Annotated in this window: 21 protein-coding genes; 19 read left to right on the top strand and 2 right to left on the bottom strand. The window is 64.7% G+C overall.

What is annotated here, in order from left to right; all coding sequences use genetic code 11:
* Positions 1-2: 2 nt before the first annotated feature.
* The 12 genes from AKN83_RS22555 to AKN83_RS22500 all read left to right on the top strand — a co-directional run bounded on the left by AKN83_RS22555 (position 3) and on the right by AKN83_RS22500 (position 13879).
* The gene (locus AKN83_RS22555) at positions 3-944 is read left to right on the top strand and encodes an oxamate carbamoyltransferase subunit AllH family protein (RefSeq protein ID WP_083992165.1); all 942 of its coding nucleotides are present in this window, start codon (positions 3-5) and stop codon (positions 942-944) included.
* A 194-nt stretch (positions 945-1138) separates the two neighbouring features.
* Positions 1139-1327, top strand: a complete 189-nt coding sequence (locus tag AKN83_RS22550) for a hypothetical protein (RefSeq protein WP_050404632.1) — start codon at positions 1139-1141, stop codon at positions 1325-1327.
* Between the two features lie 10 nt (positions 1328-1337).
* Complete coding sequence (locus AKN83_RS22545; RefSeq protein WP_050404633.1) at positions 1338-2588, top strand: YlbE family protein; 1251 nt, start codon at positions 1338-1340, stop codon at positions 2586-2588.
* A complete protein-coding gene (gene fdrA / locus AKN83_RS22540) occupies positions 2585-4093 on the top strand; it encodes an acyl-CoA synthetase FdrA (protein ID WP_050404634.1) in 1509 nt (502 codons plus the stop codon). Before AKN83_RS22545 ends, fdrA (AKN83_RS22540) begins: the two co-directional genes overlap by 4 nt.
* 4 nt (positions 4094-4097) lie before the next feature.
* Positions 4098-5057, top strand: a complete 960-nt coding sequence (gene arcC / locus AKN83_RS22535) for a carbamate kinase (RefSeq protein WP_050404635.1) — start codon at positions 4098-4100, stop codon at positions 5055-5057.
* A gap of 231 nt (positions 5058-5288) precedes the next feature.
* Positions 5289-6887 (top strand): acyl-CoA synthetase FdrA, encoded by a 1599-nt coding sequence (gene fdrA, locus AKN83_RS22530; RefSeq protein ID WP_050404636.1) that lies wholly within the window; start codon positions 5289-5291, stop codon positions 6885-6887.
* A complete protein-coding gene (locus tag AKN83_RS22525; RefSeq protein ID WP_050404640.1) occupies positions 6887-8332 on the top strand; it encodes a YlbE family protein in 1446 nt (481 codons plus the stop codon). The genes fdrA (AKN83_RS22530) and AKN83_RS22525 overlap by 1 nt, the downstream gene beginning before the upstream one ends.
* 102 nt (positions 8333-8434) lie before the next feature.
* Complete coding sequence (locus AKN83_RS22520; RefSeq protein ID WP_083992164.1) at positions 8435-9424, top strand: BMP family protein; 990 nt, start codon at positions 8435-8437, stop codon at positions 9422-9424.
* 2 nt (positions 9425-9426) lie between these two features.
* Positions 9427-10980 carry an ABC transporter ATP-binding protein gene (locus tag AKN83_RS22515; protein ID WP_083992163.1) on the top strand — a complete coding sequence of 518 codons (1554 nt, stop codon included), beginning with the start codon at positions 9427-9429 and terminating at the stop codon, positions 10978-10980.
* 70 nt (positions 10981-11050) lie between these two features.
* Complete coding sequence (locus AKN83_RS22510) at positions 11051-12082, top strand: ABC transporter permease (protein ID WP_430641568.1); 1032 nt, start codon at positions 11051-11053, stop codon at positions 12080-12082.
* Positions 12079-13002, top strand: coding sequence for an ABC transporter permease (locus AKN83_RS22505; RefSeq protein WP_050400847.1), 924 nt, complete (start codon positions 12079-12081; stop codon positions 13000-13002). The genes AKN83_RS22510 and AKN83_RS22505 overlap by 4 nt, the downstream gene beginning before the upstream one ends.
* Before the next feature lie 58 nt (positions 13003-13060).
* The gene (locus AKN83_RS22500; RefSeq protein WP_083992162.1) at positions 13061-13879 is read left to right on the top strand and encodes a cysteine hydrolase family protein; all 819 of its coding nucleotides are present in this window, start codon (positions 13061-13063) and stop codon (positions 13877-13879) included.
* A gap of 87 nt (positions 13880-13966) precedes the next feature.
* Here the strand turns inward: AKN83_RS22500 and plsY are convergent, their stop codons facing one another.
* Positions 13967-14641 carry a glycerol-3-phosphate 1-O-acyltransferase PlsY gene (gene plsY / locus AKN83_RS22495; RefSeq protein WP_050400848.1) on the bottom strand — a complete coding sequence of 225 codons (675 nt, stop codon included), beginning with the start codon at positions 14639-14641 and terminating at the stop codon, positions 13967-13969.
* 183 nt (positions 14642-14824) lie between these two features.
* On the opposite strand from plsY, the gene AKN83_RS22490 reads away from it, so the two are divergent.
* The 3 genes from AKN83_RS22490 (at position 14825) to AKN83_RS22480 (ending at position 16153) form a co-directional block, all read left to right on the top strand.
* A complete protein-coding gene (locus AKN83_RS22490; RefSeq protein ID WP_050400849.1) occupies positions 14825-15340 on the top strand; it encodes a GNAT family N-acetyltransferase in 516 nt (171 codons plus the stop codon).
* Positions 15341-15426: 86 nt separating this feature from the next.
* A complete protein-coding gene (locus AKN83_RS22485; RefSeq protein WP_050400850.1) occupies positions 15427-15882 on the top strand; it encodes a cupin domain-containing protein in 456 nt (151 codons plus the stop codon).
* 88 nt (positions 15883-15970) lie between these two features.
* Positions 15971-16153 carry a hypothetical protein gene (locus AKN83_RS22480; RefSeq protein WP_244522046.1) on the top strand — a complete coding sequence of 61 codons (183 nt, stop codon included), beginning with the start codon at positions 15971-15973 and terminating at the stop codon, positions 16151-16153.
* Between the two features lie 46 nt (positions 16154-16199).
* Here the strand turns inward: AKN83_RS22480 and AKN83_RS22475 are convergent, their stop codons facing one another.
* Entirely contained in the window at positions 16200-16403 is a 204-nt protein-coding gene (locus tag AKN83_RS22475; protein ID WP_050400852.1) for a hypothetical protein, read from the bottom strand.
* A 333-nt stretch (positions 16404-16736) separates the two neighbouring features.
* Between AKN83_RS22475 and AKN83_RS22470 the strand changes: the two genes are divergently transcribed.
* From AKN83_RS22470 to AKN83_RS22455, 4 genes are all read left to right on the top strand, one after another.
* Positions 16737-17222, top strand: coding sequence for a copper chaperone PCu(A)C (locus AKN83_RS22470; protein ID WP_244522045.1), 486 nt, complete (start codon positions 16737-16739; stop codon positions 17220-17222).
* Between the two features lie 142 nt (positions 17223-17364).
* Positions 17365-19137 (top strand): PQQ-dependent dehydrogenase, methanol/ethanol family, encoded by a 1773-nt coding sequence (locus tag AKN83_RS22465; RefSeq protein WP_244522044.1) that lies wholly within the window; start codon positions 17365-17367, stop codon positions 19135-19137.
* Between the two features lie 67 nt (positions 19138-19204).
* The gene (locus AKN83_RS22460; RefSeq protein ID WP_050400855.1) at positions 19205-19747 is read left to right on the top strand and encodes a c-type cytochrome; all 543 of its coding nucleotides are present in this window, start codon (positions 19205-19207) and stop codon (positions 19745-19747) included.
* Positions 19744-20370: a hypothetical protein gene (locus AKN83_RS22455; protein WP_050400856.1), complete on the top strand. Its 627-nt coding sequence runs from the start codon at positions 19744-19746 to the stop codon at positions 20368-20370. The genes AKN83_RS22460 and AKN83_RS22455 overlap by 4 nt, the downstream gene beginning before the upstream one ends.
* Positions 20371-20375: the final 5 nt, after the last annotated feature.

The following is a 20375-nucleotide window of genomic DNA, read 5'->3' as shown; positions in this document are numbered from 1 at the left end:
GGATGCTGATCGGAGGCAGCGAAGCACACGGAAGGCAGCCGGGTCGCGTGAATGCGCCGGGCGAGCGGCGTCCCGAGCCCGGAGTGACAGTCCCTGCCGATGTGGAAGTGGGACTGCTGGCCGATAGGGCGCTGCGCGATCGCGCCGTCGGCCAGGTCGTCGCCATGTTCGAACGTTCGCTCTACGCCGTGATCGACGGGATCTGGATCTGCGTTGGACGGACCGGCATCGGGTCGGGGCCGCTGCATGTGGTCGGCGATTTCCGGTGGCCAGGCCTTGCGGTCGGCGATCCCGTGCGGGTCGCGGATTCCATTCTGTGGATCGGAGCGACACCGTTCGCGAATCTGGCCACGCGGTCGGTCTGGGCGCCGCCCGCGGTACCGAACTGGTCGATCAGCAGCCTCAGACGCGGCCTTGATGCGGTCGACGAGGTGTGGGTGGGCGGTTTGATTGCAGAGGGCCTTGCCGCGGTCGGGTCCGCACATGCTCCGAGCGACACCTCCGCGCTCGTTCGCGCGGCCATGCCGGGCCTCGCTGCCTTGGAGCGAGTGCTCGCAGGCGCGGATGACGATGCGGATCGAGAGTCCGGGCTTGCCAGCCTGATAGGTCTCGGGCCGGGGCTGACGCCGTCCGGCGACGATCTGATCGGCGGCGCGCTGATTGCGCTGGCTACGTTCGGACGCAACGAATCTCGCGACGCATTGTGGGACCGCTGCCGCATGCTGCTCGACGGCACCAACGACATCAGCCGGATGCATTTGCGCGCGGCGGCGCTGGGCTACGGCGCTGCGGCGCTGCACGCCGCGATCCACACAACCATGAGCGGCGAGACCGCCGGAGTTCGTGGCGCCGTCACGGCCCTGGCGGCGATCGGGCATACATCCGGACTGGACGCATTTGCCGGCGGTCTAATCGTCCTGCGCCACGCCCTTTGCCAGCGGTGACGCTCTTGCAGATCGAATTTCGAGTTCTCCCAGACTGCTCCGAACGAAGTTCGGAGCACTTTTTTTAGGGCGCTGCTGATCCGCCAATCGAGCGGGCGGGGAATTTCGCACTCTGCGCGAATCCGGTCTTGACGAAGTAAGTGCTTTCTTATTAACTCGACACAACGAAAACGAACTTTGTTAGGGCGGAGACGATGACGGATCAGGATAGGCCGCAGTATCAGCAATTGCTGGCGCGCAAGGTCGAAGTCGTGAATGTCGGGCTTGAGGGGTTCGTAAAGGACCTGCGCGACTGCGGCATCGACGTCGTTCACGTCGACTGGAAGCCGTCGGCCGGCGGCGATCCGCAGATGGCGGCCCTGCTCGCGAAGCTCGGTGTGTGAGGGCGCACCGATGAAATTGATCGAGGACGCAAACCGGCAGGCGCTTACCCGGATCCTCGAAGGGGAGCCGCGGCTGATCGACATCGTTCCCGCCCGCGAATTGATCCCGGGCCTGCGCGAACGGATGATCCTCCACGCCGGACCGCCGATCTCATGGGACAGGATGTGCGGCCCGATGCGCGGTGCGGTCGCAGGCGCCGTCGTGTTCGAGGGGTGGGCGCAGGATCTGCCGACCGCGAGCAGGCTCGCCGCCAGCGGCGAGATCGAGTTTCACCCGAACCACCATTTCGGCGCGGTCGGCCCGATGACCGGTATGACGACGATGTCGATGCCGCTGTTTGTGGTCGAGAACGCGCGCTTCTCCAACCGTGCCTATTGCGCGATCAACGAGGGGCTCGGCAAGGTGATGCGCTTCGGCGGCAACGACGCCAGCGTGCTGAAGCGGCTCGCCTGGCTGCGCGACGTGTTCGGTCCGACGCTCGGCAAGGCGATCCGTGCCGCCGGCGGCATCGACCTGAAATCGATCGTTGCGCGCGGCTTGTCGATGGGCGACGAGCTGCATCAGCGTAATCTCGCCTGCTCGAGCGTGTTCCTGCGCGAAATCGCGCCCTGGATGGCGCGAACGTCGACCGACAACGCCGTTCTCGCAGAATGCCTCGCGTTTATCGGACAGAACGATCAGTTCTTCCTCAACATCGCGATGGCGATGGGCAAGGTGATAACCGATCCCGCCAACGGCATTCGGGGCTCGACCATCGTCACCACGATGTGCCGCAACGGCACCGATTTCGGCATCCGCGTAAGCGGGCTCGGCGAGCAATGGTTCACCGCGCCGGTCGAAATGCCGGAAGGGTTGTACTTTGCCGGCTATTCCGAGAAGGACGCCAATCCGGACATGGGCGATTCCGCGATCGTCGAGACGATCGGCCTGGGTGGATTTGCGATGGCGGCAGCGCCGGCCGTCGCGGGCTTCGTCGGGGCCGGTGCGCCGTCCGAGGCCGGCAACTTCACCCGCTCGATGGGCGAGATCACGGTTGCGCAGAATCCGGAATGGACCATCGCCGCAATGGACTTCGCGGGCGTGCCGACCGGCATCGATATCCGCCTGGTCGTCGATTCCGGCGTTGTGCCGGTCATCAACACCGGCATCGCGCATCGCGAGCCCGGCATCGGGCAGGTCGGTGCGGGCGTGGTCAAGGCGCCGTTGGCGTGCTTCCAGCAGGCGATCGTCGCGATCGCCGAGGATTTGGGTGTGTCATGAACGTCGTCGTCCTGAACGAAGTCCGCAAGGGATTCTATCTCGACTCGGTCGCGCTGATGCGGCTGTCGCGCGAGGTCGCCGGCTCGCCCGGCGTGATCGAGGCGGCGCTGATGATGGGAACGCCGTCGAACGCGGCGATCATGCGCAACGCAGGGCTGCTGGAGGAGAGCACTGCCGTGAAGGGCAATGACCTCGTGATCGCGGTCAAGGCCGAGTCCGAGTCCGCGGCCCGCGAAGCGCTCGACAATGCGATCAAGTCGCTCGACAAGCCGAAGACGCAAGGCGAGGCGCAGGCTGCCTGGCGGCCGCACTCGATCGCCGCCGCTGTCAAGGCTAGGCCGGAGATCAATCTGGCGCTGATCTCCGTTCCCGGCGAGTTCGCCGCCGCCGAAGCCCGCAAGGCGCTCAATCGCGGCCTGCATGTCCTGATGTTCAGCGACAACGTGTCCCTCGAAGACGAATTGTCGCTCAAGCAGCAGGCGCGGACGGCCGGCCTCCTGATGATGGGGCCGGATTGCGGAACGGCCGTGATCGGCGGCGCGCCGCTGGCGTTCGCCAACAAGATCAAGCGCGGCAGGATCGGCATCATCGGTGCGTCCGGGACCGGAACGCAGGAGGTCTCGTGCCTGATCTCGGAAGCCGGCGCGGGAATCTCCCACGCCATCGGGGTCGGCGGGCGCGATCTGAAGAAGGATATCGGCGGCATCACCACGTTGATGGCGATCGATGCATTCGATTCCGATCCGGAAACCGATCATGTGGTGCTGATCTCGAAGCCGCCGCATCCCGATGTCGCAAAGACCGTGCTTGAGCGGATCGGCAGAAGCAGGAAGTCGTACACTGTGTGCTTCATCGGCGCTTCGGAGATCGAGCTGCCGCCGAATGCCCGGTTCTCGCCGACGCTGAAGGGCGCCGCGGAGCTGGCGCTGGGAGACAAGAAGATCGGCGCGGGCTTCGATGCGAATGCCGTCGCATCACGGCTTCCGCGCAGCAGCCGCGGCGGGATCGAGGGCTTGTTTGCCGGCGGCACGCTGTGTGCCGAAGCGCAGGTGATCCTTGCTGCCGCAGGCCGGAAGGTGGCGTCGAATGCCGCGATCCCCGGCGTGGTCAAGCTCGGCATCGAGCCGAACGCCGGACGCGACCGGCTGATCGACCTCGGCGACGACGAATATACCCGCGGGCGGCCGCACCCGATGATCGACCCGTCGGTGCGCGATGACGCGTTGCGCGCGGCCCTCAGGAATCGCGATCTTTCGGTGGTGCTGCTCGATCTCGTGCTCGGCTACGGCGCGCATGCCGATCCCGCCGAGCATCTGACCAAGATCGTCGCCGATCGCGGGCAGGATGCGCCGGCGCTGATCGCATCCGTCGTCGGCACGGAGCAGGATCCGCAAGGACGCTCCGCGCAGGTCAGGAAACTGGAGCAGGCCGGAATCCTCGTTGCGCCGTCGAATGCGCAGGCGTGCGAGCTTGCGGTTGCCATCGTCCAGAATGCCGGGAGGTAAGGAAATGCGTACACTCAATGACGTGCCGCGCCGCCTGGTGGTCGCGATCGGTGGCAATGCGGTTCACCCCGAGGATATCAGAGGCACTTCCCAGGAGCAGAAGTCCGTCGCGCAGATCACGGCGGAAGCGCTGCTGCCGCTTGCGCAACTCGACAACGAGTTGGTCATCACCCACGGCAACGGTCCGGTCGTCGGCAAGATCATGATGCGGCAGATGCTGACGATGAGCCGGATTCCGCCGATGGACATGGACATTTGCGTCGCGCATAGCCAGGGCGGTATCGGCTATCTCCTGATGCAGGCGATCGAGAATGCGCTGCGCGAACAGGGCAACCAGCGACATGTGGCAAGCCTGCTGACCCAGGTAGAGGTGGACAAGGACGATCCGGCATTCAAGAACCCGACCAAATTCGTCGGACCGTTCTTCTCGGAGGACGAGGCGAAGAAGATCAGCGCCGAGCTCAATTGGGCGATGCGAGAGGATTCGGGGCGCGGCTGGCGTCACGTCGTGCCGTCGCCGAAACCCAAGCATGTCTGCGACATCTCGCTGGTCGACGCCTTGGTCAAGCGCGGGACGATCGTCATTGCGGGAGGCGGCGGCGGCGTTCCGGTGGTTCGCGATGCAAAGGGCGTGCGCACCGGCGTGCCCGCGGTCATCGACAAGGACCTGACGTCGGCTCATATCGCCAATGTGCTTGGCATCGAGGAGTTGCTGATCCTGACCGCGGTGCCGCGCGTCGCGGTGAATTTCGGCAAGCCGAACAAGAAGGACCTGGATCAGGTCAGCCTCGAGGAGATCAAGGCCTACCACCGTGAGGGGCATTTCCCGCCGGGAAGCATGGGACCCAAGGTCGATGCCGCAATCCGCTTTCTCGAGGGCGGCGGCAAGCGCGCGATCATCAGTCACCTCGATTGCGCCATGGCGGCGCTGCGGGGCGAGACGGGGACGCACGTCGTTCATTAGCTACCGGGATTGGCGCCTCGGCGAGATCTTCGCCCACGCCAATCTGCCTTCGAGCGTCGAGCAGGATGGCGGTCCGATCTTGATGGCCGCAGTGGCGCTCGCGCTCACCGAGTTGAAGCAGGTGAGACGCCTCGGCGCCTCATTCTGACCAGGTAATCGAGCTGCCCGCTGGCTCAAGCTCAGACAAAAGACAAACAAGCGGCCTGCGGGATTCAAGGGAACGACAAGGCAATGGCCATCCAATCCAGCATAAGGGCGAACCTTTACAAGGATTCCGTGTCGTTGATGCGGATATCCCAGGTCACGATCGCGCGGACCGGCGTGCAGCGGGTCACGCTGCTGATGGGGACGCGCAGCAACAAGGAGTTCCTACAGCAGGCCGGGCTGATGAGTCCAGCGCTCGAGAGCGCCAAGCCGGGCGATATCATGATCGTCGTGGCGGACGATGCGCCCGACAAGATCGCGGCCGCGGAGCGGGAGATTCATTCCCAGATCGCGGGCGAAGAACCGAAGGGCGGATCGACTGAAGCAGCGGCGGAAGCACCGCCGCGCTCGATCGCCGGCGGCGTCGCGATTGCCGATCATGCCGACCTCGCATTGATCTCGGTGCCGGGCCCCTATGCCGCCGCGGAAGCCCTGAAGGCGCTGCGCCGGGGCCTCAACGTGTTGCTGTTCAGCGACAGCGTGCCGATCGAACAGGAGGTGGCGATCAAGCGCGTTGCGGCGCAGAAGGGCCTGCTGGTGATGGGGCCGGATTGCGGCACGGCCATCATCAACGGCGTGCCGCTTGGATTTGCCAACGTCGTTCGGCGCGGCGCGATCGGGCTCGTCGGCGCGTCCGGCACCGGCCTGCAGGAGGTGATGTGCCAGATCCATCGTCATGGCCATGGCATCTCGCAGGCGATCGGCACCGGCAGCCACGACGTCTCCAGCGAGGTCGGCGGCATCACGATGTTGCAGGGGCTGGAACTGCTGGCCGCCGACGCGCAGACCAAGGTGGTCGCCATCGTCTCAAAACCTCCTGCGCCCGATGTACAGCAGCGGGTGATCGAGCGCGCTCGCGCGATCGGAAAGCCTGTCGTGATCTGCTTCCTCGGCGGCGAGCCAGCCGCATCCGCCGGCAATGTTCACCGCACGTCGTCGCTCGAGGAGACCGCGCGGCAGGCCGTCGCGCTTGCCGGAGCGCGCCAACCCGGGAGCGACGAGCAGTCCGCTGAGGCGTTGGCAACGAAGGTTTGTGGGTCGCTGACGCCGTCGCAGCGCTATCTGCGCGGTCTCTATTCCGGAGGTACGTTCTGCTCGGAAGCTCAGACCATATGGCGGGCGGCGGGCATTCGCGCCCGGTCGAACGCGCCGCTTGCGGGCGCAGAGCGTCTCGCCGACGTGGAAGAGAGCCGCGGGCACATGGCGATCGATCTCGGCAGCGACGAATTCACGGTCGGGCGTCCGCATCCGATGATCGACTACGGCGTGCGGATCGAACGGCTGCTGAAGGAAGCCGGTGATCCGACCGTTGCCTGCATCGTGCTGGACGTGGTGCTCGGCTACGGCAGCCACCCCAATCCGGCAGAGATCCTGGCTCCGGCGATCCGCCGGGCCAAGGCCGCGGCGCGGGCGCAGGGGCGGGAGCTTGCCGTGATCTGCTTCGTCTGTGGCACGGACGCGGATCCGCAGCCGTACGAGACCCAGAAAGGCATGTTGGCCGATGCCGGCGCCGAGATTGTCGGCAGCAGCACCAGCGCAGCCCGCGCCTCGCAAGCCATCGCGAGCCGCATGGCCGCGGACGACAGCGCCAACGGGCGTCGCGCGATGCAAGGTGGAGAACGATGATGAACGCAGCCCCTTCCGCGCTCCAGAACCAGACATCGGTCATCAGCCTCGGCGCCTCCGGCCTCGATCGCGGTGTCGAAAGCAGCGGCGCCCCGCTGGTGCGGTTGCAGTGGCAGCCGGTCGGCGACGGAAGTCCTGAGGTCGCCTGGAGCCTCGCGCAGCTGGTCGGCGACGCCTGCGATGCCGACTGCCTCGGATCGCGGATTGATCGCGCCAATGCGGAAGTGCTCGAGCGCATCCTGACCGCGCAGCCGGTATGGGTCGACGTCGCGGCGCACGCATTCGAAGTTTGGCCGGATATGGGCCGGACGCTGCTCCATGCCGGTCCGCCGATCGCCTGGAACGAGATGTGCGGCCCGATGAAGGGGGCGGTGGTCGGCGCCATCCTCTACGAAAAATGGGCAACGACCCAGCAGGAGGCCGAGCAACTCGTGGCGGCCGGCGGCATCCGCTTCGCACCGTGCCATGAATTCGGGGCGGTCGGGCCGATGACCGGGATCATCTCGCCCTCGATGCCGCTGTTCGTGGTGCTGAACCAGACCACCGGCAACCGCGCCTATGCGCCGATGATGGAATCCGGCGGCGCCAAGACGTTGCGTTTCGGCGCTTTCGCGCCCGAGGTGATCGAAGGCCTCAAGCTGATCGAGAATGTGCTGGCGCCATGCCTGAAGGCCGCGGTCGCCGGCATCGACGGCGGATTGCCGTTGAAGCCGCTGATATCGCAATCGCTGCACATGGGCGACGATGTCCACAATCGCAACACCGCGGCGACTTTGCTGCTGTATCGCGCCGTCACGGAATCGCTGCTCAAATCCTCGATCTCGCGCGATCTGGTTCGCGAGACGCTGCGGACGATCGGGGCGGACGACATGTTCTTCCTCAGCCTGTCGATGGCGGCATGCAAGGCGACCATGGATGCTGCCCACGGCGTGCCGTTCAGCAGCATCGTCACGGCAATGGCGCGCAACGGCGTGAATGTCGGCATCAGGGTCAGCGGACTGAACGGACAATGGTTCGTCGGGCCGGCCGACATTCCGGTCGGCCTGTTCCTGCCCGGCTTCAGCGAGGCCGATGCCAATCCCGATATCGGCGACAGCGCGATCACCGAGACTGCTGGCCTCGGCGCGTTCGCGATGGCGGCGGCTCCGGCGATGGTGCAGTTCGTCGGCGGTACGCCGCAGGACGCGCTGCGCTATTCGCGCGAGATGGCGCACGTCACGATCGGCCGCAATCCCGGCTTCACCCTGCCGATGCTCGACTTCATCGGCGCGCCTGTCGGCATCGACATCCGCAAGGTCGTGGACGAGAACATGCGCCCGGTCATCAACACCGCAACCGCGCACAAGGAGCCGGGCATGGGGATCATCGGCGCGGGCGTCGTGCAGGCGCCGATGAAGTGCTTCGTCGATGCCGTCGGCGCGCTGGCGACGGCGGCCGCGAGCTGAAATTGCTTCGATCTTGAGAACGATGGCGCGGTCGCGCCGCCGATGCAAAAAAATGCCGCAACAAACAACGCGGCAACACCGGAAACGAACAGGAGGAAACACATGAACGGTACCCGTCGTGCATTTCTGCAAACAAGTCTGCTCTCGGCAGCTTTCATCGGTTCATCGGGCCGGCTCGCCTTCGCCGACGATGCCGCAAAGCCGCTACGCATCGGCATTCTGATTCCGGGGTCGCGGGCCGACCATGGCTGGATGGAGTCGGCCTATAACGGCATGAAGGCGGCCGAGCAGCGCCACGGCAACAAGGTCGCGATCACGTCGATCGAGAACGTCAAGTTCGCCGACATGGAGCAGGCGCTGGTCACGCTCGCGAGCAAGAATGACATGGTGATCGGCGCCGCGGGGCAGACCCAGGCATCGGTGCTCAAGGTCGCCAAGCGATTCCCGAAGGTGAAGTTCTCCATCGTCGGCCCGACCGGACAGCCGACCGAAAACGTCGCGCAATACGACGTGCTGCAGGCCCAGATCGGCTTCATTGCCGGCGCGGTCGCCGCGATGATGTCGAAGAATGGCGCGGTGAGCTATGTCGGCGGTCTTGAAATTCCGGCCATCGTCAACACCGGAACCGAGTTCGCGAATGGCGCCAAGCACGTCAAGCCGGATACCAAATGCTTCGTGACCTACACCGGTGACTTCGACGACGTCGCCAAGGCGAAGGAGGCGACCCTTGCCGCGATCGCGCAGGGCGCCGACGTCCACTACAACATCCTCAATCTCGGCGTACGCGGCATGGAGCAGGCGGCGCGCGAGAAGGGCACCAGGATGATCGGGAGCTACACCAACTACTGCTCCGACAACAACCCGCTCTACATCGCCTACACGGTTAGCGGCATCGGCTTCATGGTCGAATATGCCATCGACCAGGCCGTCACTGGGACCTGGCACCCGGAGTACAAGCAGTTCGGCCTCGCGATGGGGCCCCGCTCGGCCGACATCGAGATCTGCGCCGGAGCGACGCCGGAGATCCAAGCCAAGGTCAAGGAGCTCAAGGACGACCTGCTGTCGAACAAGATCAAAGTCAAGGTGGGCTGACCGTGGCGCTTCTCGAACTGTCTGGCTTGACCAAGCGCTTCGGGGCTTTTACCGCGCTCGACGATATATCGCTGCTGATCGAGCGCGGCGAGGTGCACTGCCTGCTCGGCGAGAACGGTGCCGGCAAATCGACATTGTGCAACCTGGTGTTCGGGGTGCATCGGCCGGACGGGGGCACGATGACGCTGGCCGGCGAGCCGTTTGATCCACGCGGCCCGGCGGAGGCGCTGCAGCGCGGCGTCGTGATGGTGCACCAGCATTTCAGCCTGGTGCCCAACATGAGCGTGGCCGAGAATCTGATGCTGGGCCGTGCCAGCGCGGTGCTGAAGCCGCAGGACATCATCGTGCGGATGGAGCAGCTCGCGGCCGAATACGGCCTCGAGATCGCCCCCGAGGCGCGGATCGACGAGCTTTCGGTCGGTGAGCGGCAGCGGGTCGAGATCATCAAATGCCTCCTAGGCGATCCACAGCTGCTCGTGCTCGACGAGCCGACGGCCGTGCTGCAGCCCGACGAGATCGACGCGCTGCTGGCGATCTGCCGCCAGGTGGCGCTGCGCGGAAAGTCCGTCATCCTGGTGACGCACAAGCTCGGCGAAATCAGCCGTGTGGCCGATCGCACGACGGTGCTGCGGCAGGGCCGGATCATCGAGACCGTCGGGATGGAGGGCGCCGACATCCGGTCGCTGGTGCGCTCCATGGTCGGCCGCGACGTCCAGTCCGCCGGCTCGGTGCTCGCCGCTGCGGTCGACATCGAAGGCAAGACGCCGGCGAAACCGACGAACGCGGCCGGTCCGGTATCGCCGGGCGAGGCAGTGCTGCAGATCTCGGACCTCGTGTATCGCGACCCGCACGGCGTGCCGCGGCTCGACGGCTTGAGCCTCACGGTCGGTACCGGCGAGATCGTCGGGATCGCGGGCGTCGAGGGCAATGGCCAGACCGAGCTCGGACTGATCCTGGCCGGGCTCGCCGCGCCAAGCGCCGGGGCGATCGTGGTCGGCGGGACATCGGTCGCCGCCTGCACGCCGCAGGAGATCACCGATGCGGGTGTCGGCATCGTTCCCGAGGATCGCCATGCGGTGGCCTGCATCAAGGAATTGTCGGTGGCCGAGAACCTGTTTCTCGGCGCGATCGGAAAATTCAGCCGTTTCGGCCTGCTCGATAAGTCGGCGCGGCGCAAGGCGGCGCAGACGATGATGCGTGACTTCGACGTGCGGGCGAGCAGTCCTGATGTTTCGATGGCGAGCCTCTCCGGCGGCAACCAGCAGAAGGCGGTGCTTGCACGCGAGCTCTCGCTCGATCCGCTGGTGTTCCTGCTCGCCGCGCAGCCGACGCGCGGGCTCGACCTCGGCGCGATCGAGGCGGTCTACAATCGCATTCGTGCCGCGCGCGATGACGGGCTCGGGGTGCTCCTGATCTCCAGCGAACTGGAGGAACTGATGGCGGTGTCGGATCGGATCGCGGTGATCTACCGCGGAAAGCTGGTTGGCGAGCTCGCGGCCGGGGCGTTCAGCCGCGAGGCGATCGGAGCGATGATGTCGGGGCACGCGCATGTCTAGGTTGGCCATGGTTTTGAAAAATCCAAAGCTTGCGCGGGTCGCAAAGGGTGCAAGACTCGAGCTCGTGCCGTTGCAGGTTCTGGTCCCGGTGGTATCGACGATCATCGCGCTCGGGATCGGCCTGCTCATCATCACGGCCACCGGTGCGTCGGTCGTCGAGGCGATCGAAGCCTTCTGGGACGGGATGGCAGGAAGCGATTTCAACATCGGTGCCTCGATCAATCGCGCCATCAGCCTCGCGCTGGTCGGCCTCGGCTTCATCTTCGCCAGCCGTGCCAACCTGACCAATGTGGGCGGCGAGGGGCAGATCGCGATGGGCGGTATGCTCGCGACCGCCGCGGCCTTGCATGGCGCTGGCGGCCTCCCGTTGGGACTGGCGTTCATCGTGCCGCTCGCGGTGGGGACCATCGCCGGCGCCGTTTGGGGCGGCCTGGCAGGCTTCCTCAAGGCGGCTCGCGGCACCAATGAGGTCATCAGCACGCTATTGCTCAGCTTCATTGCGCTGCCGCTGGTGTATTGGTCCGTCGAGTCCTTCCATCTGCTGCGCAAGCCGATCAGCGACGTGTCGTCGTTGCCGGAATCGGCGGAGATTCCTGATTCGACCAAGCTTCCGCTGCTATTCCCGGACAACGGATCGCCGCTCCATATCGGCTTGCTGATCGCGGCGATTGCGGTCGTCGTGGTGTGGCTGGTGCTCAAGCACAGCACGCTCGGCCTGCGACTGCGCGCCGTCGGCCTGAATGCGACCGCCTCACGCCGCGCGGGCATGCGGACGAGCTTCTACGTGATCCTGGCCATGACGGTATCCGGCGGCCTGGGCGGTCTCGGCGGCGCGATCATGATCCTCGGCCAGCAATTCTATCTGACGAGCGATTTCTCGTCCGGCTACGGATTTGACGGTCTGGTGGTCGGCCTGCTGTCGCGCGGCTCGGCCGTCGGCGTCGTGATCGGTGCGCTGCTGTTCGGCTTCCTGCGATCGGGATCGATCAACATGGAAATCTCGGCGCATGTCCCGTCCGCCGTGGTTCTGATCTGTCAGGGCCTGATCGTCATCGTCATTGCAGGCTCCGCGATCCTCACCAACCGAAAGGTGACCCGATGATTGACGAACAAATGGCCGTTTTCATCGGTTCCGGACTGCGCCTTGCGGTTCCGATCATCTTCGCCGCAACCGGCGAGATGCTGAGCGAGCGCGCCGGCGTGCTCAATCTCAGCCTCGACGGCATGATGTTGATGTCGGCCTTCACGGCGGCGCTGGCATCGTGGGCGACCGGCTCGCCACTGATCGGCGTGGCGGCCGGCGTCTTGGTCGCGATGGCGGTTGCTGCGGTGCAGGCCGTGCTGAGCGTGACGTTGCGCGCAAATCAACTGGTGGTCGGGATCGGGTTCAACATCCTGGCGCTGGGATCAACGACGTTCCTCTACCGCGAAATCTTCGGGCCGCTTTCGCGCGACCCGATTCCAGGTTTTGCACAGCTCAATCTGCCGTGGCTCGCGCATATCCCGGTGATCGGACCGGCATTGGCGAACCAGACCGGCCTTGCCTATGTCAGCATCGTGATGGTCGTCGTGACCTGGCTGATCCTGAAGTACACGTCGTTCGGGCTGGCGGTGCGGGCGGTCGGCGAGGATCCGCGCGCCGCGGACAAGGCGGGCATCAGCGTGGCGAAGACGCGCTATCTCGGGGTGCTCTACGCCGGCATCCTGGCGGGTTTCGGCGGCGCGTTCATGTCGGTTGCGGACAGCAACACGTTCACCGAGAACATGACCAAGGGCGCGGGCTATCTTGCGATCACGGCGGTGATCTTCGGCGGCTGGAATCCCTGGTACACGCTGGCGGCGTGCCTCTTGTTCGGCTTCGCCACCGCGCTGCAATTTCTGGTACCGGCGCTGCAGCTCGATGTGCCGGTCGCGCTGCTGTTGCTCCTGCCATATCTGCTGGCGCTGGTCGCCATCGCCGGCTTCGTCGGCAAGAGCAGGCAGCCCTCGGCCCTGACCATTCCGTTCGAACGCGGCGGCTGATCGCAACAGACATCAAAAAAACTTAGCCAAGGAAACACAGGCAAGGGAGGAAAGTCCGATGACGAGTTCCACTTTGGTAAAGGCCGCGGAATCCGTTGGCTCCGGCACCGCCAATCGTCTTGGGTCCGCGCCCGGTTACCAATGGCTGGTTAACGACAACAACGTCAACATGGCGATGGCGCCGCCGCCGCCCAAAGCAGTCACGATCGACGCGCAGCCGCAAACGGTGACGGTCGATCTGCACCGCACCGCTCTCATCGTCGTCGACATGCAGAACGACTTCTGCGCGAAGGAGGGATGGGTCGATCATCTCGGCGTCGACTACACGCCGGATCGGGCGCCGATCGAGCCGCTGCAGAAGCTTCTCCCGGTATTGCGGAAGGCCGGTGTGCAAATCATCTGGCTGAACTGGGGCAATCGGCCCGACCTGAAGAACATGGCGCCCAATCAGCTCCATCTCTATAAGCCGAAGGGCGTTGGCATCGGCCTTGGCGAGCCGTTGCCGGGCAGTGGCGCGCGCGTGCTGCAGAAGGACAGCTGGGCCGCGGCCGTTGTCGATGAATTGAAGCAGGAGCCCGAGGATATTCACGTCGACAAATACCGGATCAGCGGCTTCTGGGACACGCCGCTGGATAGCATTCTGCGCAATCTCGGCACCAAGACGATCCTGTTCGCCGGCGTCAACACCGATCAGTGCGTGCTGCATTCACTCACCGACGCGAACTTCCTGGGCTACGGTTGCCTGCTGGTCGAAGACTGCTGCGCGACGACCTCGCCGGGCTACTGCGTCCAAGCAACCCTGTTCAACGTCAAGAAGTGCTTCGGCTTCGTGACGCATTCGTCTGACGTCATCAAGGCGGTCTCAGGCGCGGCGTAAGCAGACGCAATCGTTACCGGCAGCGGCGCGGCGTCACCGGGCTGCCGCCGGCGACGTTGGTCGCGCTCAGAGAGCGCAATTTCAGCTTTACGACGCCGCTTTTGATTCTCGTCCGCCTGATCCCAGCCGCGGTTCGGTCCCGGCCAGCAGCCGCTGAATGTTGGCGCGATGGCGTGCGATCACGTAAAGGCCACCTGCAATGACCAGCAGCCGATATGGCAACGGCTGCTCCGTGCCGCAGACCAGGGCAATCGCTGTGAGCGCAGCCAGCATCGAACCAAGCGACACCATCCGGGAAACAGCCAGCACGACGCCAAAGGCCGCAGCCGTGCCCAAACCGACCGGCCAGGACAGCGCCAGCAACACGCCGAGCCCTGCAGCGGCGGATTTGCCACCCGTAAAGCTCAGCCAGATCGAGCGGCTGTGCCCCAACAATACCGCAAGTCCCGCCAGGCAGACCGCCCAAGGCAGCAAGGTTTGCAGATCGGTCGGTGGCGTGACCGACGGCAATGTCCAGATCCAGGGATAGAACCAACGGGCGAACCCGATCGCCGCCGCGCCCTTCAGCACATCGACCAGCAGGACCGCCAACGCGGGCCACTTGCCGAGGGTTCGCAACACGTTCGTGGCTCCGGTGGACCTGGAGCCGTGCTCCCGGATGTCGATACCCCTCAGCAGTTTCCCAGCCAGATAGCCCGCGGGTATCGAACCGAGAAGATAAGCGGTCGCCAATCCGGCCACACTCGCGATCCAGAAAACCATAAGCCTCTCCCCGATGCCCCAGTGTCAGGCAAGCGTGATCTGGAGTCTACCTCTATGCGACGGCCGAAGCCGCGGATATGAGAGGTGGAAATACTTACCCGCTCCGATCCCTTTGGAATTGGCTGGCAGCGCGACAGGTATTGCGATCGGCGCCATGCTGCTGCGACCGAGACAGGACACAGAATGACCACGCAAGCCATCGAGATTCGCCGCCTCCAGCCGGCCGACGCTGCGCTCTATCGCGACATCCGTCTCGAGGCGCTGCGCTTGAGCCCCGAGGCGTTCGGCAGCGCGTATGAGACGGAGAGCGTTTTTCCCGTCGGCTGGTTCGCGGAGAGGCTCGCGGGCGCAGTGGTGATACTTGGGGCGTTTTGCGGCGGCGAACTCGCCGGCATCGTCGGCTTCATTGCGGCGGAAGGGCCGAAGCGGCAGCACAAGGGCGCGTTGGTGAGCATGTATGTGCGGCAGCAGGCGCGGCACGCCGGCGTCGGCCGGCTCCTGGTCGATGCCGCGCTCGAACTCGCCGCACAGTCGGTCGAGCTGGTGCAACTCGCCGTGGTGGAGGGCAACGAGCCTGCTTACCGGCTCTACCGACGCGCCGGCTTTGTCGAATACGGGGTGGAGAAGCACGCGCTGAAGATCGACGGCCGCTACTATGACGACATCCTGATGGCGAAGCAGCTGGTCGAGCGCGGCTGACTGCGCCGGCAGCGACACAATTCCGGCGCGGCGTTGCGATAGGGCATCGATCATTGCGCACGCTGCCACCGACTCAGGAAAATGCCATGCCGAAGATCGATCTGACGAAGGTGCCGGAACGCAAGGGCTCCGGCTATCCGGCCGAATTCGCCGCAGCGTGCGCTGAACGAATCCGGCAGCGGCTCGGCAACGCCGGCGGGCTTGCCGATTTCGGCGTCAATCTGATGCGGCTTCCGCCCGGCAATTGGTCGAGCCAGCGGCACTGGCATTCGGACGAGGACGAGTTCGTCTATGTGCTTGCCGGCGAAGTGGTGTTGATCGAAGACGGCGGCGAGACGGTGCTGCGCGCCGACGATTGCGCGGCGTTCCCTAAGAATTCCGGCAACGGCCACCACATGATCAACCGGTCCCAGACGACGGCCACCTATCTCGAGGTCGGCTCGCGCTCACGCGCCGACGTCATCATCTGTTCCGACATCGACATGATGAGCCCGAGCTCCGACGGCCGCTTCCTGCACAAGGACGGCCGGCCCTACGAATAGCGCCGAACCGCAGGCCAGTGTGAAAATCCGGCGTTGCGGATTGGCCGGCAAAGGGCCAATGTTCCGGAGAGGAGCTTTCGTTGCGGCCATGACGGAGTGGTATTTCATCTGGATTGACGGTCCCCGCGGACCCGAGCCGCAGAAGTGGTCGTCGGATGCGCTGTGGGGCCAAGTTGCGCGCCAGGACATCATCGTCCGCTTTCCCTTGACGGAGCGCGAGGCGAGGCTGTCGATCGACCAGCTGGCGCGGCTGCATCCAGTCCCCCAATGAGCTGCGCGGCAGGCTCGCGCTGACGTTCAATCCGCCGGGCTGACCGTTAGACCGAAAGATCGAAGCCGGGCGGCGCGACGTCGGTCAGGAACGAGGCCAGGAACATCTTGCCGAACACGTGCTTTGCCGCCGGCGTGTCGACCTTGACCCGGCCGGCGCTCGTGGCGGCTGCGAGTTCGGCAAGCGTCGGCGCGGCGAATCTCGTATCGGGTGCGGCGCGCGGTGCCGTCGCGGATGCGCTGAACAGCATGCCGGATTGCGCAACGGGCTGGGCACGCCTTCGATCCGCAGCAGATAATTCTTGCCTCCTACATCGATCCGAAATAATCGCGCCGACGTGACGCCGCCTGAAATCGGCGTCGTAGCATCGATCGCTGCCGTGCCGATTACCTCACGCAACGCAGCATGCGCCGCGTCGCGCTGTTCCGATGGAAGTGCATCGAGATCACTCATGCGCAAAAAGTTAGCATGACGGCTATGCGTGCCGAAATCGCATTGATGTTGGGTTCCCGAGCTTCAATCGCTGGCCGCGCGCGACGAAGCATGAAACAATGCCGCAAAAATCATGTCGGGAGAAAGTTTGATGCCGTTCGATCGGGGGTTGCATGGCGCCGTTGCATGCAGGACCATCAAGCGCAGATCATCGGTCGCATTGCCATTATTCTGCCTGATCAGCACGTTCGGAGTGGTGCATAACGCCATCGCGAACGAATCCTTGACGATCGTGGATGCGCGCGTACCGGCGGCAGACAAAGAAGGCGGAGACCTTCCGTTGACGATGACAATCACGAACGAAGCCGACAGTGCCGATGCGCTGCTCCGTGTCCGCTGCCCGGTCGCGAATTTTTCCGAGCGCCACATCGTCGATCGCGGTGAAGGCGCACCCGCCATGCGCTCCATATCCAATATACCAGTCCCGGCCAAGGCAACGCTCGAGCTGAAGCGCGACGGCTATCACGTCATGCTGCTGCAGTTGCGTCAGGCGCTCGCGCCCGGCGAGACCTTCAAATGCGCAATCGTTTTTCAGAAAGCTGGCACCATCGAGACGGAGGTACAGGTCCAGAAGTGACCTAAGACAGGTGAAGACAAGCGACTGGGAATGCGGCGGGCGGCACAGCCGATCGCCGGGACTCAAGGCTTCTCGCGCAATCGCCCGTGTGTGACGGGCGGTTCGATCAATGAAGAATGCTGGATCCGGAGGAAATGAACCGATGACAAGGTTGAATTGGGTTAAATCGCACATGCTTGCGGCGGCAGTAGCATCCGCTGCGATCTTGGCGGGCTCGTTCGCGCTCGCCGATGATGTCAACCAGGACCGCCTGCTCAACGCTGACAAGGAAGCGGGCAACTGGCTGCACCACCACAAGAACTATTCGGCGACCCGGTTCTCGTCGCTGGCGGATATCAACAAGGACAACGTCAAGAACCTGAAGGTCGCCTGGACAATGCATCTTGGCGGCGTCGAGGGCGGCGGAATCTGGGCGCATGGCGGCCTGGAGGGAACTCCGATCGTCGAGAACGGATTCATGTATGTCACCGATGGCTGGGGCTCGGTCTACAAGATCGACGCGCATGGCGGCAAAGGCGTGCTGGTCTGGAAGATGGATCCCAAGACCGATCACGACTGGGCCGGCGCGGTCGCCTGCTGCGGCGTCGACAACCGTGGCGTTGCGTTGTGGAACAACCTCGTCATCTCGCACACGCTCGACGGCCGCCTGATCGCGACCAACAAGGAGACCGGGCAGGTCGCATGGCAGCGTCAGGTCGCCGATCCCGACAAGGGCGAGGTGATCACCGGCGCTCCGCTGATCGTCAAGGACAAGGCGATATCAGGCGTAGCCGGTGCGGAATACGGCATTCGTGGCTGGATCGCCGCCACCGACCTGAACAGCCAGAAGGAAGTGTGGCGCACCCACACCATCCCGGGCAAGGATGAGCCGGGCGCGGAGACCTGGAAGGACGACAAGAACGCCAAGGCAAGCGGCGGCGGTTCGACCTGGGTCACCGGCAGCTACGACCCGTCGACCAACACGATCGTCTGGGGCGTCGGCAATCCCGGACCCGACTGGGACAACGAATACCGGCCCGGCGACAACCTCTACACCGACTCGTCGCTGGGTCTCGATGCCGACACCGGCAAGATCAAGTGGCACTATCAGCACACGCCGAATGATCCCTACGACTATGACAGCGTGGCGGAGAACGTGCTGGTCGACGTCCCCGGCCCGAACAACACGACGCTGAAGCTCGCACTCGAGGCCGACCGCAACGGCTTTGCCTACGCGGTAGACCGCAACAGCGGCAAGTTCGTCTGGGGTCTGCCCTTCGTCAAGAAGGTGACCTGGACCAAGGGTCTCGATCCCGAGTCCGGCAAGCCGGTGGAGTATGATCCGAAGCAGGGCGTGCAGAAGTACAACGCGTCGGTGACGCCGAGCCGGACCAACAAGGAAACGGATATCTGTCCCGGCAATATGGGCGGCAAGAACTGGCCGCCGACCGCGTATAATCCGAACCTGAAGCTCTGGTACATTCCCGTCATCGAGAGCTGCAACCACATCAAGGTCGAGGAGATGACGCCGGACAAGGTCAAGGCGCGTGAGTTCTTCACCGGCGGCGGGCCGAGCCAGAACGTCAAGATCACCGGCAGCGTCACCGCGATCGACGTCACCACCGGCAAGGTGGCTGGGAAGGCGGAGACGCAATTCCCGAACCTCGGCGGCATCCTGGCGACGCCCGACCTCGTGTTCTCCGGACAGCCGTCCGGCGAGGTGATCGCCTATGACGCCAAATCGCTGAAGGAGCTCTGGCAGTTCAACACCGGCGGTGGCGTCAACGCGCCCCCGATGACGTTCTCGGTGGACGGCAAGCAGTATGTTGCGATCCTTGTCGGCCTCGGCGGTGCCTGGGACAAGTGGTTCATCGACGCCACGCCCGAGCTGAAGCGGATGCAGCCGGGCTCGATGCTCTACGTGTTCGCGCTCTGACGTCGCAAGCGCGGGAGGCTTCCGCGAGGGGCCTCCCGCGTCGATCTCGCCAACAGAAATAGAACAAATGAAACAAACATGGCTGATTGGCGCGTGGCTCGGCTGCGCGCTCGTGATGGGGTTCGTGAGTACGGCGCAGGCACAGTCGGCGAGCGATCCGACCGATGCGGGCAAGGCGGTGTTCAAGCGCGGCAATTGCATGGGCTGCCACAAATGGCACGGTAATGGCGGCGGCGGCTATGGCGGCGACGCGCTGTCGCTGCGCAAGACCGATCTGACGCGCGAGCAGATCATCGAGACCGTGACGTGCGGACGGCCGGGCACCGGCATGCCGTTCTTCGTGCGCGGCTCCTACGACACGACGAAATGCTACGAGATGAGCCGGCAGGATGTCGCGGACCGCATGCCGCCCGAGGCGAATGTGTTCCTGCGGCCGAACGAGATCGAGGCCGTCGCCAACTACGTGCTCGCCCATGTCAAGGGCAAAGGCGAACCGAACTATGACGAATGCATCGCCTTCTTCGGCGACGGCTCGCGTGTCTGCAACATCTACAAGGAGGCCGGCCACGCCGCCGCGTCGTCCGACCCGAGCGAGAAGGTAAAGCCATGAGCAAGCAGAGATCGGCAATCCGCGGGTTGGTCTTCGCCGCATCAGTCGCCGCGGCCGTGCCGGCGATGGCGACCGCGGGAGACCTGCGCGACATCGATGTCGGCATGGCTATCAGCAGCGTTCCCGACGCGGGATATATCAACCTGACCTGCGCCGGAGACAAGACGCACCGGCTGGCGGAGTGGGCGCAGTGGGCGGCTTGTCCGGCCGGGCCGGACCAGTTGCGCGGCATCCGCTTCGAGTATGACCGCGAAACCGCGCGCGAAGGCACCATGGTCGGCGGCCATCCGGCGATCCTGACCGTGATGATCGACAAGGACGCCAGGATCGCGGCGCTGACGATCGAGACCGATCCGAAGGCGCGGCTCTATCTGCGCAAGAAGGCCTTCCTGCTCGGCCTGCAGGCGAAATCGCGCTACGGTGAGGACGGCTGGAGCTGCACGGAAGCGAAGCCGGGCGCCGACAGGCAGGAGGTCGGCGGGGTCTTCGTCGACGAGACCTGCAGCAAGACCACCGATGGCCGATCGATCGAGATCCAGCGTCATCTCTACCGCGCGCCGAACAAGGAGTTGAAGGACATGACCGACGAGACCCGGATCACGATCCGCCGCGTCGGGTCTTAGGCTGC

It is taken from the genome of Bradyrhizobium embrapense, assembly GCF_001189235.2.
Classification (GTDB): Bacteria; Pseudomonadota; Alphaproteobacteria; order Rhizobiales; family Xanthobacteraceae; genus Bradyrhizobium; species Bradyrhizobium embrapense.
This window is presented reverse-complemented; position numbering and strand designations above follow the sequence as displayed.

Bases quoted from the DNA above. Each gene is read 5' to 3' on its own strand.
- AKN83_RS22555 (WP_083992165.1), top strand. From the start codon at position 3: ATGCTGATCGGAGGCAGCGAAGCACACGGAAGGCAGCCGGGTCGCGTG.
- AKN83_RS22550 (WP_050404632.1), top strand. From the start codon at position 1,139: ATGACGGATCAGGATAGGCCGCAGTATCAGCAATTGCTGGCGCGCAAG.
- AKN83_RS22545 (WP_050404633.1), top strand. From the start codon at position 1,338: ATGAAATTGATCGAGGACGCAAACCGGCAGGCGCTTACCCGGATCCTC.
- fdrA (WP_050404634.1), top strand. From the start codon at position 2,585: ATGAACGTCGTCGTCCTGAACGAAGTCCGCAAGGGATTCTATCTCGAC.
- arcC (WP_050404635.1), top strand. From the start codon at position 4,098: ATGCGTACACTCAATGACGTGCCGCGCCGCCTGGTGGTCGCGATCGGT.
- fdrA (WP_050404636.1), top strand. From the start codon at position 5,289: ATGGCCATCCAATCCAGCATAAGGGCGAACCTTTACAAGGATTCCGTG.
- AKN83_RS22525 (WP_050404640.1), top strand. From the start codon at position 6,887: ATGAACGCAGCCCCTTCCGCGCTCCAGAACCAGACATCGGTCATCAGC.
- AKN83_RS22520 (WP_083992164.1), top strand. From the start codon at position 8,435: ATGAACGGTACCCGTCGTGCATTTCTGCAAACAAGTCTGCTCTCGGCA.
- AKN83_RS22505 (WP_050400847.1), top strand. From the start codon at position 12,079: ATGATTGACGAACAAATGGCCGTTTTCATCGGTTCCGGACTGCGCCTT.
- AKN83_RS22500 (WP_083992162.1), top strand. From the start codon at position 13,061: ATGACGAGTTCCACTTTGGTAAAGGCCGCGGAATCCGTTGGCTCCGGC.
- plsY (WP_050400848.1), bottom strand. From the start codon at position 14,641: ATGGTTTTCTGGATCGCGAGTGTGGCCGGATTGGCGACCGCTTATCTT.
- AKN83_RS22490 (WP_050400849.1), top strand. From the start codon at position 14,825: ATGACCACGCAAGCCATCGAGATTCGCCGCCTCCAGCCGGCCGACGCT.
- AKN83_RS22485 (WP_050400850.1), top strand. From the start codon at position 15,427: ATGCCGAAGATCGATCTGACGAAGGTGCCGGAACGCAAGGGCTCCGGC.
- AKN83_RS22480 (WP_244522046.1), top strand. From the start codon at position 15,971: ATGACGGAGTGGTATTTCATCTGGATTGACGGTCCCCGCGGACCCGAG.
- AKN83_RS22475 (WP_050400852.1), bottom strand. From the start codon at position 16,403: ATGCTGTTCAGCGCATCCGCGACGGCACCGCGCGCCGCACCCGATACG.
- AKN83_RS22470 (WP_244522045.1), top strand. From the start codon at position 16,737: ATGCCGTTCGATCGGGGGTTGCATGGCGCCGTTGCATGCAGGACCATC.
- AKN83_RS22465 (WP_244522044.1), top strand. From the start codon at position 17,365: ATGACAAGGTTGAATTGGGTTAAATCGCACATGCTTGCGGCGGCAGTA.
- AKN83_RS22460 (WP_050400855.1), top strand. From the start codon at position 19,205: ATGAAACAAACATGGCTGATTGGCGCGTGGCTCGGCTGCGCGCTCGTG.
- AKN83_RS22455 (WP_050400856.1), top strand. From the start codon at position 19,744: ATGAGCAAGCAGAGATCGGCAATCCGCGGGTTGGTCTTCGCCGCATCA.